Origin of the sequence: Geodermatophilus obscurus, from assembly GCF_900115395.1 — a bacterium.
Lineage (GTDB): Bacteria > Actinomycetota > Actinomycetes > Mycobacteriales > Geodermatophilaceae > Geodermatophilus > Geodermatophilus obscurus_B.
Map to the genome: position 1 here is coordinate 343,308 of NZ_FOWE01000006.1, position 12,758 is coordinate 356,065.

A 12,758-nucleotide genomic window follows, 5' to 3' on the forward strand; every position below is an offset into this window, starting at 1 on the left:
CGCCCGGACCGGGACCTCCGTCCCGGTCCGCGCGGGGCGGAAGGCCCTCGGGGAGCGGGCCGCAGGGAACCCGGACGGGGAAGGCCGGGGCGCTCCCTAGACTCCGCGCCATGCTGCTGTCCGACCGCGACATCCGCGCCGCGATCGCCGAGGGGCGTCTCGGCATCGAGCCGCACGACGCGGGGCTGGTGCAGCCCTCGAGCATCGACGTCCGGCTCGACCGCTACTTCCGGGTGTTCAACAACGCCCGCTACACCCACATCGACCCGGCGCAGCAGCAGGACGACCTGACCACGCCGGTCGAGCCCGACGGCGACGAGCCGTTCGTGCTGCACCCCGGGGAGTTCGTGCTGGGCTCGACCCTGGAGGTCGTCTCGATCCCCGACGACCTCGCAGCCCGGCTCGAGGGAAAGTCGAGTCTGGGACGTCTCGGATTACTGACCCACTCCACCGCGGGCTTCGTCGACCCGGGCTTCACCGGCCACATCACGCTGGAGCTGTCCAACGTGGCGAACCTGCCCATCACGCTGTGGCCGGGCATGAAGATCGGCCAGCTGTGCCTGTTCCGGCTCACCTCGGCGGCCGAGCACCCGTACGGCTCGGCGGTCTACGGCTCCCGGTACCAGGACCAGCGGGGCCCGACACCGTCGCGGTCCTACCGGAACTTCAGCCGCGCGGAGACCCGGCCGGTCCCGGACTGACCGCTGCGGGCGACCAGCCGGGCACCTCGTCGTCGACGAAGCGATCGCGGGTGGCCAGCCAGCCGGTGACGGTCAGCCCGACCGTGGCGAGGCCCACCAGCACGAACATGCCGGTGTAGCCGCCGGTGGCGCCGCGGAGTACGCCGACGAGCAACGGGCCGGTGCCGGCCAGGAGGTAGCCCCAGCCCTGGGTCACCGTCGACAGGGCGGCCACCGTCTCCGGCGTCCGGGCGCGCATGCCCAGCAGCGCCAGGACCATCGAGAACGTCCCCATGCCGACGGCGAGCACGCTCATCCACAGCCACGGCACGGTGCGCGGGGCCAGCCACAGGCCGGTCCAGCCGACCGCGTAGCAGGCCATGAACCCCAGCAGCAGCGGCCGCTGCCACCGCTGCCGCACGGTCAGCGAGGGCACGACGGCGTTGATCGGGATGACGACGACGGAGTTGACGCCGAGCAGGAGGCCAGCCGTGGCGGCGCTGAGGCCGGAGTCGCGCAGGTACTGCGCCGACCAGCCCATCACCACGTAGGCCTGCATCGCCTGCAGGCCGAAGAAGGCCGCGAGGGTGAGCGCCAGCGGGCTGCGCAGCAGCGGCGCCATCCGCACCGCCCGGTGCGCGCCCCGGGAGGCGCCGGGACGGCTCGGGGTCACCAGCCACGGCAGCGCGGCGACCAGCGCGAGCACCGCCCAGATGCCCAGCGACCAGCGCCACCCGCCGGGTCCGACGGCCGCCGCGATCGGCGCGGTGCTCACGGCCGCGACCGCTCCGCCGATGGCCATGCTGGCGCTGTAGGCGCCCACCAGCAGGCCGGTGCGTGCGGGGAACCAGCGCTTGACCAGCCCGGGCAGCAGCACGTTGCCGAGCGCCCCGCCGACCATCGCCAGCGTCGTCCCGACGAGGAACAGCGCGAAGGAGTCGACGACGGCGCGCAGCACCAGGCCCGCGGCCATGGTGAGCAGGGCGCCGGCGAGCACGTGGGCGTCCCGGAAGCGGGCGGCCAGCGGAGGGCCGGCGAACCCGATGGCGGCGAAGCAGACCACTGGCATCGTCGTCAGCACGCCCGCCGCGGCGCTGGAGACCCCCAGCCCCGCCTCGATCTCCTCCAGCACCGGCCCGACCGAGCTGACCGCCGTCCGCAGGTTCGCCGCCGTCAGCACGATCGCGACGGCGACCAGTGCCAGGCCGCGCCGTCGGTCGGTGGCGTCCTGGGGGAGCGGGGCGTCGGCCGTGCGGGTCACCCGTCGATGGTGCGCCCCGTGCCGGCTCCGCCGGCAGTCGGGTGCACCACACAACCATCTGTGCTGGTCAGGTGCGCGAGCGCTCGCGGGTGGTGGTCTCCAGCCGCGGCACGACCTGCGGCACCCGCCGCCACAGGGCCCGCTGCAGGGCCAGGGTGACGACCGCGGCGACGAGGATCCCGGCGAGGTCGATGCCCAGCTGTGCGGAGGCGCGCCAGAACTCGTCGCCGCCCTCGAGGGCCAGGGAGACGGCCATGTCGGCCGCGGCCGGCACGGTGGTCACCGAGATGAAGACGCCGACCAGCGCGCTGCTCCTGGCCGACGTCAGCGAGAGCACCCCGGCGACGCCGACGAGCACCGCGACGACGACCGACCAGCGGTCCGGGCGGGTGATGAAGCCGGTCTGCGGGCGCGCCGTGTCCAGGACCTCGGGGCCGAACCAGCCCAGACCGCGCGCGGCCAGGGTGACCAGCGCGGTCAGCGCGATCGCCACGACGAAGCCGACGGCCAGTGCCTTCGCCGCGGCCCGGGCGATGCCCCGCCGCCGGTGGACGAGCGCCACGGCGAGGCCGGCCAGCGGGGCGAACTCCGGGCCGAGCACCATCGCGCCGATCAGCAGGACCGCCGAGTCGTTGACGACGGCACCGCGGCCAGGAGCGTCGCGATGGTGAGGAAGGCCAGGTAGGAGACCGACAGCGACGAGTCCGCCGCTGTCGTCCGTACCACCTGCTCCCACACGACGGCGTCCGAGCCGTCGCCGGGCGCCTCCTCCTCGGCCCGCTCGGCGCTGGTCGACACGGCGGTGTCGACGGCCTCGATGGTGATCCCGCCGTCCCGGTCGACGCGCAGGGCGCGCAGGCCGGCCACCAGGGCGTCGGCGGACTCGCGGGCGACGTCGGCGAGCACCATGTCGCCCGGCGGGGTCACCGAGACGCCGGGCAGCACGGCCAGGTGGGCCGTGCCGGGGCAGCGGTCGAACAGGTCGCGGACGGCGTCGGTGCGGTCGGCCGGCACGGTCACCCGCAGTTGCAGCAGCACGCGGGCCGTTCTACCGGAGCGGAGGGCCCCGCAGCCGACGGACGCCGCCGGCGAGGTGGTCCTCGCCGGCGGCGTCCTGGAGACATGCTGGAACGGCCCCCTGCAGGGCCCCGCCGCGAGCGTGCGAGTGGTGGGGGGCAGGGGGTCCTTCCTCAGGCCTGGCTGTGTCCCGTGGCGGCCGACCCGGTGCCGGCGACGTCGTCGTCGGCCGTGCCGACCTCGGCGCCGTGCTCGGTGCCCGGGGTGCCGGCCGGGGCCATCGAGCGGAGCAGGATCTGGCTGACGTCGAGGACCTCGACGTGCTCGGCGGCCTCGCCGTTCTGCTTCTTCGACGTCAGGGCGTCCGAGAGCATCGTGATGCAGAACGGGCACGCGGTGGAGATGACGTCGGGGTCGAGCCCCAGGGCCTCCTCCGTGCGCTCCACGTTGATCCGCTTGCCGATCTTCTCCTCCATCCACATGCGCGCGCCGCCGGCGCCGCAGCAGAAGCCGCGGTCCTTGCAGCGGTGCATCTCCTGGGTGGAGAGGCCCTTGACGCTGTCGAGGATCTCCCGCGGCGGCGTGTAGACCTTGTTGTGCCGGCCGAGGAAGCACGGGTCGTGGTAGGTGACCTTGCGGTCGACCGGGGTGACCGGGGTGAGCCGGCCCTCCGCCACCAGCTGGCTGAGCAGCTGGGTGTGGTGCACGACCTCGTACTCGCCGCCGACCTGCGGGTACTCCTTGCCCAGCGAGTTGAAGCAGTGCGGGCAGGTGGTGACGATCTTGCGGGTGCCGGGCACGCGGCCCTCGAAGACGCCGTTGAGGGTCTCGACGTTCTCCTGGGCCATCATCTGGAACACGAACTCGTTGCCCATGCGGCGGGCCGGGTCGCCCGAGCAGGTCTCGCCCGAGCCCAGGACGGCGAACTCGACGCCGGCGGTGTGCAGCAGCTCGGCGACGGCCTTGGTGACCTTCTTGGCGCGGTCGTCGATGGCGCCGGCGCAGCCGACCCAGAACAGGTACTCGACGTCGTAGGGCAGCGGGCCGTCGGCCATCCGCACCTCGAAGTCCATCTCCTTGATCCAGTCCTCGCGGGTGCTCGGGCTGACGCCCCAGGGGTTGCCGCGGTTCTCGAGGTTGCGCAGCATCACGCCGGCCTCGGACGGGAAGTTCGACTCGATGAGCACCTGGTAGCGGCGCATGTCCTCGATGTGGTCGACGTGCTCGATGTCGACCGGGCACTGCTCCACGCAGGCGCCGCAGTTGGTGCAGCTCCACAGGACGTCGGGGTCGATGACCCCGCCCTCCTCGAGGGTGCCGACCAGCGGGCGGTGCGCCTGCGCGTCGTTGGTGCCCTCGATGCGGGCGTAGCCCGACGCCCAGACCTGCTCGTCGCTGGGCTTGAGGACGTCGTAGTCCGGAGCGGTCTCGGCCGCCGTCTTCTCGCCGAGCAGGTACGGGGCCTTGGCGTACAGGTGGTCCCGCAGGTCCATGATCACCATCTTCGGGGACAGCGGCTTGCCCGTGTTCCAGGCAGGGCACTGGCTCTGGCACCGCCCGCACTCGGTGCAGGTGGTGAAGTCGAGCATCCCCTTCCAGGTGAAGTCCTCGATCTTGCCGCGACCGAAGACGTCGTCCTCGCCCGGGTCCTCGAAGTCGATCGGCTTGCCGTTCGAGGTCATGGGCTGCAGCGGGCCGAGGGCGACGCTGCCGTCGTCGTTCCGCTTCCAGTAGATGTTGAAGAACGCGCTGAAGCGGTGCCAGGCGACGCCCATGTTGAGGATGCGGCTGACGACCACGAGCCAGGCCAGCGAGACGACGATCTTGACGAACGCGACGACGCTGAGCAGGTCGGGGCTGTCGGGCAGCACGGTGGCCAGCAGGCTGGAGACCGGGTGCGACCAGGCCGGGGCCTCGGTGAGACCGGAGGAGACCTTGAGCGCGCGGATGAGCAGGATGCAGAGGCCGACGGTGAGGACGACGGCCTCGACGAAGTAGCCGCGGCCCTCGTTGGAGCCGGCGAAGCGACTGGTGCGGCCCTGGCGGCGCGGGTGGTCCTTCTGGCGCCGGTAGATCAGGTACAGGATCCCGAGGACCGTGCCCGCGCCGATGACGTCGGCGAAGAGGTTCCACAGGCCCCACTCGCCGATGAGCGGCAGGTGGAAGGCCGGGTCCCACACCTCGCCGAAGGCCTCGACCAGCGTGAGGAACAGGCCGTAGAAGCCGATGAAGACGAACCAGTGGGCGGCGCCGATGGCCGACCACTTGAGCATCCGGGTGTGGCCGAGCGACTCGACCGCCAGCGTCTTCAGCCGGGGGCCTACGGGTCCGTTGCGGGTGGCGTCCGGCTGGCCGGTGCGGATGATCCGCACCATCGCCCGGACGGCCCGGTAGGCGAAGACCACCGCCACGATGAGGAACAGCACGCTGATCGTGCCGAGCACGACCTGCAGGGGGCCCGTCATGTTTCCCTCTCCCCACGCCGCGTGGCGTCGGTTGGCTCGTCCGCACGGACGGCGCGAGGGGGGCCTCGCCGCCGTCGTCACCGGTCCGCGGGACCGGCGGCGGATCACGCGCGGGCGCCTGTGCCCACGCGACCCAGCACGATAGCTGCCGCGGGCTCAGGTTACCCGCCGGTAACCCGGTGCGCCGCGCCCTCGATCCGGCAGCCGGGACGGTGCTCCGAGCCCATGGCACGGCCCGCTGACCGGCGCGTTCACGTCCGCTCCCGGCCGGGTGCCGAGTCCCCTTCTGACGGGCCGGCGAGGGCGGAGGTGACCGGCCTCACGACGGCACGTCGCGCCCCCGTCCGCGGCCCGGTCAGTGTGCGGTGGGGCCAGCAGGATCAGGTGACCTGATCGTGCTGCGTCCTGGCTCACGGTCGGGGGCGAGCCAGGACGCCGTGCGGTGAGCCAGGACGCCGTGCGATGAGCCAGGACGGCGCAGGGTCGCCATCCACAGATCCGCCGCGGGTCTGGGTCGCCGGTCGTCCTCCTCGAACACTGCGGACGTGCACCCAGACCTCGCGTCCGCCGCTGCTCGTCGTCTCGGCGTCTTCACGGCACGCGACGCCGTCCGCGTGGGCTACCGACCCGACGAGATCCGCGCCGAACTCGCATCCGGCCGGTGGCACCGGCTGCGGCGGGGCGTCTACATCCGCGCTGTGGACCTGCAGGCGACGGCGGGGGACGCGCGCGCCCGACACGTCGTCGACTGCATCGCCGTGCTCGCGTCCCTGCGTCCCGGACCGGTGGTCAGTCACGCCTCGGCCGCGCGCGTGCACCGGTTGCTCGTGCCGGCCGGCGTCGACGACACCGTGCGCCTGACCGACGGGGTCCAGTGGCGCCGCGGGCGCGGGTACGTCGTCACCCGGGCGTCGCTGCCCACCGGCGACGTCGGTCGCCTCGAGGCGCACGGGGTGACGACGCCCGCACGGACCCTGGTCGACTGTGCCCGGGAGTGGGACCTGGTGGACTCCGTGGTGGCCATGGACGCCGCGCTGCAGCACGGGGTCCTCTCGCGGGAGGACCTGCACGAGGCCGTCCTCCGGGCGACCCACTGGGTGGGCATCGGGGACGCCGCCCGGGCGTTCGGGCTGGCCGACGGTCTGGCCGAGTCGCCCCTGGAGTCCCGCGGTCGCCTGGCGCTCCTGGCGGCCGGGCTCCCGCGGCCCGAGCTGCAGGTGGAGCTGCACGGGCCGCGGGGTCCCCTCGCGCGCGTGGACGCCTGGTACGAGCACGCGGCCGTCGCGATCGAGTTCGACGGTCGCGTCAAGTACCTCGACCCGTTCGACGGTCGCGATCCCGGTGAGGTGCTCTGGCGGGAGAAGCGTCGCGAGGACCTCGTCCGGGAGCTCGGCGTGCGCGTCGTCCGTCTCACCCAGGAGGACGTCCTCCCTCGCCGGCGGGCCGACCTCGCCGCCCGGTTGACGCCCCTCCTGGCTGCCCCGCTCGCCGGGGTCCGGCGCTTCACCGTCGTCCGCCGGCGCGAGCCCGCTGTCGGGGGCCTCGCGGGCGCTGTGCGCTGACCGCTGGCGTCCTGGCTCACCTCCACATGTCCTGGCTCACCTCCGCGCGTCCGGGCTCACCGTCGACGCTGAGCCAGGACGCAGCACGATCAGGTGACCTGATCCTGCTGCGGACGCACGAGACCTCCACCGCACCCGCGACGGCGGGGGTGTGGGCCACGTCACGGCGACGTCGTCCCGTGTCCCCGGGAACACGCACCTCGGGTGTGCCGTTAGGGTGGGCAGGAAAGTTGAGCGGACCCCACGCAAGGTGAGTCGGTCCCTCGACCGGACCCCGAGACAGCACCACCCAGCTCACGGAAGAGGAGCCAGCTCCATGGCACGAGCGGTCGGTATCGACCTCGGCACCACCAACTCCGTCGTCACCGTCCTGGAGGGCGGCGAGCCGACGGTCATCGCCAACAGCGAGGGCTCGCGCACCACGCCCTCGGTCGTCGCCTTCGCCAAGAACGGCGAGGTCCTCGTCGGCCAGTCGGCCAAGAACCAGGCGGTCACCAACGTCGACCGCACCATCCGCTCGGTCAAGCGCGAGATGGGCACCAACTGGAAGACCTCCGAGATCGACGGCAAGCAGTACACGCCGCAGGAGATCAGCGCCCGCGTGCTGCAGAAGCTCAAGCGGGACGCCGAGACCTACCTGGGCGAGCCGGTGACCGACGCCGTCATCACCGTCCCGGCCTACTTCGAGGACGCGCAGCGCCAGGCCACCAAGGAGGCCGGTGAGATCGCGGGCCTCAACGTCCTGCGCATCGTCAACGAGCCGACCGCGGCCGCACTGGCCTACGGCCTGGACAAGGGCGAGACCGAGCAGACGATCCTGGTCTTCGACCTCGGCGGCGGCACCTTCGACGTCTCCCTGCTGGAGATCGGCGAGGGCGTCATCGAGGTGAAGGCCACCGCCGGTGACAACCACCTCGGTGGCGACGACTGGGACGAGCGCGTGGTCAAGCACCTCGTGCAGACCTTCAACGCGGCCAACGGCATCGACCTGTCCAAGGACAAGCTGGCCATGCAGCGCCTCCGCGAGGCCGCCGAGAAGGCCAAGATCGAGCTGTCGGGCGCGCAGTCGACCAACGTCAACCTGCCCTACATCACCGCCGGCGCCGACGGCCCGCTGCACCTCGACGTCACGATGACCCGCGCGGAGTTCCAGCGCCTCACGCAGGACCTGCTCGACCGCGCCCGCGCGCCGTTCAACCAGGCGATCCGCGACGCCGGCATCTCCGTCGGCGAGATCGACCACGTCGTCCTGGTCGGTGGTTCCACCCGCATGCCGGCCGTCAGCGACCTGGTCCGCGAGCTGACCGGCGGCAAGGAGCCCAACAAGGGCGTCAACCCCGACGAGGTCGTCGCCATCGGCGCCGCGCTGCAGGCCGGCGTCCTCAAGGGCGAGGTCAAGGACGTCCTGCTCCTCGACGTCACCCCGCTGTCCCTGGGCATCGAGACCAAGGGCGGGATCATGACCAAGCTCATCGAGCGCAACACCACGATCCCGACCAAGCGCTCCGAGATCTTCACGACGGCCGACGACAACCAGCCGTCCGTGCAGATCCAGGTCTTCCAGGGCGAGCGCGAGATGGCGATGTACAACAAGAAGCTCGGCATGTTCGAGCTGACCGGTCTGCCGCCGGCGCCCCGCGGCGTCCCGCAGATCGAGGTCGCCTTCGACATCGACGCGAACGGCATCGTGCACGTGTCCGCCAAGGACCTCGGCACGGGCAAGGAGCAGTCGATGACGATCACCGGCGGCTCCGCCCTCCCCAAGGAGGACATCGAGCGGATGATGCGCGACGCCGAGGCCCACGCCGAGGAGGACAAGCGCCGTCGCGACGAGGCCGAGACCCGCAACCTCGCCGAGTCGCTGCAGTACCAGACGGAGAAGTTCCTCGCGGAGAACGGCGAGCGGATCCCGGCTGACAAGAAGGAGGAGCTCGGCGAGGCCCTGACCGAGCTGCGCTCGGCCCTCGGCGGCTCCGACATCGCCGCGATCAAGTCGGCGCAGGAGAAGGTGGCCCGCGTCTCGCAGGAGGTCGGCGGGGCGCTCTACGCCCAGCAGGCCGAGGCCGGCGCGGCGGGCACCCCCGGTGCCGAGGGCGCGGCCGGCGCGGCCGGTGGCAGCACGGCGGCCTCCGGTGACGACGACGTCGTCGACGCGGAGATCGTCGACGAGGACACCGACCGCCGATGAGCCAGGGGGACGAGCAGCCGCGGGTCGTGATCCGTGACAAGCGGCGGATCGACCCCGTCAGCGGCGCGGTGCGGGCGCCGGCCGGCGAGCAGCCGGCCGGCGCCCCGCCGGGCCCCTCCGACCACCCATCGCCAGGGGAGCGCATGAGCGAGAACCAGACGGCCGCCGGTCCCGAGGTCACCGTGCAGGAGGCCGTCCCGGCCACCGGCGACGGCGACCTGTCGCGCCAGCTGGCCGAGCGGACCGAGGACCTGCAGCGGGTCACCGCCGAGTACGCCAACTACCGGCGCCGGGTCGACCGCGACCGCACCGTGGTCGTCGACCAGGCCGCCGAGCGGTTCGCCACCCAGCTGTTCCCGATCGTCGACGACATCGAGCGGGCCCGGGACCACGGCGACCTGACCGGGGCCTTCAAGGTCGTCGCCGACCGCGTGCTGGGGCTGCTCGACGGCCTCGGCGTCGAGGCCTTCGGCGTCGCCGGGGACCCGTTCGACCCGGCACTGCACGAGGCCGTCCTGCACGACACGTCCGACGAGGTGACCGTGCCGACCGCGACGACGGTCCTGCGGCAGGGTTTCCGCCGCGGGGACCGGGTGCTGCGCACCGCGATGGTCTCGGTGAGCGAGCCGTCCGGCGCGCCCGCGACCCCCGCGGACGTCAGTGGCGACCAGGTGGGCGACGAGGTGCCGGGGGAGACCCCGGCCGCCGGCTGACCGGCCCGGTGCAGACGGTGGGGACGCGCAGGAGAGGAGGCGCCCGATGAGCACTCGGGACTTCATCGAGAAGGACTACTACGGGGCGCTGGGCGTCTCCCAGAACGCCGACGCCGCGGAGATCAAGAAGGCCTACCGCAAGCTCGCCCGCGACCTGCACCCGGACAAGAACCCCGGCAACGCCGACGCCGAGGCCCGGTTCAAGGAGGTCTCCGAGGCCTACGACGTGCTCTCCGACCCCAAGCGGCGCGGTGAGTACGACGAGGCCCGGCGGCTCTTCGGCGCCGGCGGTGCCGGGGCGCGGGCGGGCTTCCCGGGCGGCTTCCCCGGCGCCGGCGGGGGCGGCCAGCCCTTCGACCTCGGCGACCTGTTCGGAGCCGCCGGCAACGCCGGCCGGGCGGGCGCCGGCGGGCTCGGCGACTTGTTCGGCAACCTCTTCGGCGGCGGCGGCGCCGGGACCCCGCCCGGCTCGGCCCGCGCCCGGCAGCAGGCGGCCTCCGGGCCGGCCCGCGGCCAGGACGTCGAGACCGAGGCCACGCTCTCGTTCGACGAGGCCGTCCTGGGCGTGACGGTGCCGCTGCGCATGCAGAGCCCGGGCACCTGCCCGACCTGCGCCGGCAGCGGCGCCAAGCCGGGCACCAGCCCGCACACCTGCCCGGTGTGCGACGGCGCCGGCGTGACCAGCCGCAGCCAGGGTGCGTTCGCCTTCTCCGAGCCCTGCCGCAACTGCCGCGGCAGCGGCCAGGTGGTCGACGACCCGTGCCCGACCTGTGCCGGCAACGGCGTCACCACGCAGACCCGCACCATCACGGTGCGGATCCCGGCGGGCGTCAAGGACGGCCAGCGCATCCGGCTGGCCGGCAAGGGCGCGCCGGGACGGCGGGGTGGCCCGGCCGGTGACCTGTTCGTCGTCGTGCACGTCAGCGACCACGAGCTGTTCGGCCGCCGGGGTGACGACCTGACGCTCACCGTCCCGGTCACCTTCCCCGAGGCGGTGCTCGGCACGACGCTGACCGTGCCCGCGCTCGACGGCAACGTCACGCTGAAGGTGCCCGCCGGCACCTCGAGCGGGCGCACGCTGCGGGTCCGCGGGCGGGGCGTCCCCGGCCGCGGCCGCTCCGGCGACCTGCTGGTCACGATCGAGGTCGCCGTCCCGCAGCGCCTCAGCCCGGAGGCCGAGCGGGCGGTGAAGACCCTCGACGCCGAGCTCGGGGACCCGCGCCCGCAGATCACCGCCGCCACGCAGACACGGGGGAGCGACCGGTGAGTGCGCCGGGCACCGACGGGCGTGAGCGGCAGGACGGCGCCCGGGCCGTCGCCGACGACGCGCCGGTGTTCGTCATCTCCGTCGCCGCGCAGCTGGCCGGCATGCACGCCCAGACGCTGCGCCAGTACGACCGGCTGGGCCTGGTCACCCCGGGGCGCACCCCGGGCGGCGGGCGCCGCTACAGCCCGCGCGACGTCGCCCTGCTGCGGGAGGTGCAGCGCCTGTCGCAGGAGGACGGCGTGAACCTCGCCGGGATCAAGCGGATCATCGACCTCGAGTCGCAGGTCGACGCCCTGCAGCAGCGGGTGGAGGAGCTGGTCGCCGCGCTCGAGGAGGCGCAGCGCCGGGCGATGGCCGCCGAGTCGGCCGTGCACCCCGGCTTCGGCACCGCCTTCGGCCGGCGCGCCGACCTCGTGCCGCTGCGGCAGGCCAGCTCGGCGCTGGTCGTGTGGCGGCCCCGGGATCCCCGGTGAGCGGGAACGGCGGGCGGGGCGCCGTCGTCGAGGAGGGCGTGGACGGATCCCGCGACGAGCAGCACGAGTCCTTCGCCCGGCTCGAGCGCGAGATCGGCCTGCTGCTGCGCCGCTCCCGGGCCATCTCCGCCCGGCTGGCGCGGGAACTGCACCCCGACCTCGACGGCGCGGCCTACGGCCTGCTGGCGCTGCTCGCCGACACCGGCCCGCTGCGCGCCAGCGACCTCGTCGCCCGGCTGGGCCTGGACAAGAGCACGGTGAGCCGGCAGGTGTCGTCGCTGGTGGCGCTCGGCATGGTCGACCGCGAGCCCGACCCCGCCGACGGCCGCGCCCAGGTGCTGCGCACGTCTGCCGAGGGCGCGGCACGCCTGGCCGGCATCCGCGAGGCGCGCCGCGCCCGCTGGGAGGCCGACCTGTCCGGCTGGCCGGCCGACGACATCGCCGTCCTCGCCGAGCTGCTGGCCCGACTCAACCGGATCGGTGAGGCCCGCGAGGCCCAGTCCACCGGCTCCTGAGCCTCCACGACGACACCGACGGCGCCCGGACCCACGGTCCGGGCGCCGTTCCACGTCCGGACGGGCGGCAGCTCAATCGGAGACAGCGGCTGCGACCGGGACCGCGGCTCAGGACTCCAGCGCGGCGTCCAAGGTGATGTCGACGGCAGCGAGCGCCTTGCTGACCGGGCAGCCGGCCTTGGCCTCCTGCGCGGCCTTCTCGAAGCCGGCGGCGTCGAGGCCGTCGACCTCGCCGCGCACCTTCAGCGCGATGCCGGTCAGCTTGAAGCCGCCGTTCTCCTGGTCCGGGCCGAGGGAGACGTCGGCACTGACCTCGAGGGACTGCGGGGTGCCGCCGGCCTGGGCGATGTTGGCCGACAGTTGCATCGCGAAGCACGCGGAGTGGGCGGCGGCGACGAGCTCCTCGGGGCTCGTCGTGCCACCGGCCTCGTCGGCCGCGCGCTTGGGGAAGTTGACCTCGAAGGTGCCGACCTGGGAGCTGGAGAGCTCGACCTGGCCCGAGCCCTGCTCGAGAGTGCCGTTCCAGGCGGTGCGTGCGGTGCGGGTGGGCATGGCTGCCTTCCGGGACGGGGGAGCCGGCGTCGCTGGCCGGCGGGGGACCCCGCGGCCCTACCCGT

At 73.5% G+C, this 12,758-nt stretch carries 12 protein-coding genes; 7 read left to right on the forward strand and 5 right to left on the reverse strand.

The genetic code is table 11. From position 1 onward, the window contains the following. Positions 1 to 110 precede the first annotated feature (110 nt). Positions 111 to 701: a dCTP deaminase gene (gene dcd, locus BM165_RS14210; protein ID WP_075014161.1), complete on the forward strand. Its 591-nt coding sequence runs from the start codon at positions 111 to 113 to the stop codon at positions 699 to 701. Here dcd and BM165_RS14215 read toward each other — a convergent pair. From BM165_RS14215 to BM165_RS14225, 4 genes are all read right to left on the reverse strand, one after another. Beyond that, on the reverse strand, positions 667 to 1,941 hold the full coding sequence (locus BM165_RS14215) for a CynX/NimT family MFS transporter (RefSeq protein WP_075014162.1): 1,275 nt from the start codon (positions 1,939 to 1,941) through the stop codon (positions 667 to 669). The genes dcd and BM165_RS14215 overlap by 35 nt on opposite strands. A gap of 67 nt (positions 1,942 to 2,008) precedes the next feature. Then, positions 2,009 to 2,545, reverse strand: coding sequence for a DUF389 domain-containing protein (locus BM165_RS25200; protein WP_208976743.1), 537 nt, complete (start codon positions 2,543 to 2,545; stop codon positions 2,009 to 2,011). An 8-nt stretch (positions 2,546 to 2,553) separates the two neighbouring features. Beyond that, a complete protein-coding gene (locus tag BM165_RS25205) occupies positions 2,554 to 2,979 on the reverse strand; it encodes a hypothetical protein (RefSeq protein WP_208976744.1) in 426 nt (141 codons plus the stop codon). Positions 2,980 to 3,131: 152 nt separating this feature from the next. Beyond that, entirely contained in the window at positions 3,132 to 5,423 is a 2,292-nt protein-coding gene (locus BM165_RS14225; RefSeq protein WP_075014163.1) for a (Fe-S)-binding protein, read from the reverse strand. A 545-nt stretch (positions 5,424 to 5,968) separates the two neighbouring features. Between BM165_RS14225 and BM165_RS14230 the strand changes: the two genes are divergently transcribed. From BM165_RS14230 to BM165_RS14255, 6 genes are all read left to right on the forward strand, one after another. Further along, positions 5,969 to 6,985, forward strand: a complete 1,017-nt coding sequence (locus BM165_RS14230; protein ID WP_075014164.1) for a type IV toxin-antitoxin system AbiEi family antitoxin domain-containing protein — start codon at positions 5,969 to 5,971, stop codon at positions 6,983 to 6,985. Between the two features lie 316 nt (positions 6,986 to 7,301). Next, complete coding sequence (dnaK, locus tag BM165_RS14235; RefSeq protein ID WP_075014165.1) at positions 7,302 to 9,173, forward strand: molecular chaperone DnaK; 1,872 nt, start codon at positions 7,302 to 7,304, stop codon at positions 9,171 to 9,173. Continuing rightward, entirely contained in the window at positions 9,170 to 9,886 is a 717-nt protein-coding gene (gene grpE / locus BM165_RS14240) for a nucleotide exchange factor GrpE (RefSeq protein ID WP_075014166.1), read from the forward strand. Before dnaK ends, grpE begins: the two co-directional genes overlap by 4 nt. Positions 9,887 to 9,932: 46 nt before the next feature. Continuing rightward, on the forward strand, positions 9,933 to 11,153 hold the full coding sequence (gene dnaJ, locus BM165_RS14245) for a molecular chaperone DnaJ (protein WP_075014167.1): 1,221 nt from the start codon (positions 9,933 to 9,935) through the stop codon (positions 11,151 to 11,153). Continuing rightward, positions 11,150 to 11,626 carry a heat shock protein transcriptional repressor HspR gene (locus BM165_RS14250; protein ID WP_075014168.1) on the forward strand — a complete coding sequence of 159 codons (477 nt, stop codon included), beginning with the start codon at positions 11,150 to 11,152 and terminating at the stop codon, positions 11,624 to 11,626. Before dnaJ ends, BM165_RS14250 begins: the two co-directional genes overlap by 4 nt. Next, the gene (locus BM165_RS14255; RefSeq protein ID WP_075014169.1) at positions 11,623 to 12,141 is read left to right on the forward strand and encodes a MarR family winged helix-turn-helix transcriptional regulator; all 519 of its coding nucleotides are present in this window, start codon (positions 11,623 to 11,625) and stop codon (positions 12,139 to 12,141) included. Before BM165_RS14250 ends, BM165_RS14255 begins: the two co-directional genes overlap by 4 nt. A 108-nt stretch (positions 12,142 to 12,249) precedes the next feature. Here BM165_RS14255 and BM165_RS14260 read toward each other — a convergent pair whose 3' ends face one another. Continuing rightward, a complete protein-coding gene (locus BM165_RS14260; RefSeq protein ID WP_075014170.1) occupies positions 12,250 to 12,693 on the reverse strand; it encodes an OsmC family peroxiredoxin in 444 nt (147 codons plus the stop codon). Positions 12,694 to 12,758 lie beyond the last annotated feature (65 nt).

Bases quoted from the DNA above. Each gene is read 5' to 3' on its own strand.
- dcd (WP_075014161.1), top strand. From the start codon at position 111: ATGCTGCTGTCCGACCGCGACATCCGCGCCGCGATCGCCGAGGGGCGT.
- BM165_RS25200 (WP_208976743.1), bottom strand. From the start codon at position 2,545: ATGGTGCTCGGCCCGGAGTTCGCCCCGCTGGCCGGCCTCGCCGTGGCG.
- BM165_RS14225 (WP_075014163.1), bottom strand. From the start codon at position 5,423: ATGACGGGCCCCCTGCAGGTCGTGCTCGGCACGATCAGCGTGCTGTTC.
- dnaK (WP_075014165.1), top strand. From the start codon at position 7,302: ATGGCACGAGCGGTCGGTATCGACCTCGGCACCACCAACTCCGTCGTC.
- grpE (WP_075014166.1), top strand. From the start codon at position 9,170: ATGAGCCAGGGGGACGAGCAGCCGCGGGTCGTGATCCGTGACAAGCGG.
- dnaJ (WP_075014167.1), top strand. From the start codon at position 9,933: ATGAGCACTCGGGACTTCATCGAGAAGGACTACTACGGGGCGCTGGGC.
- BM165_RS14260 (WP_075014170.1), bottom strand. From the start codon at position 12,693: ATGCCCACCCGCACCGCACGCACCGCCTGGAACGGCACTCTCGAGCAG.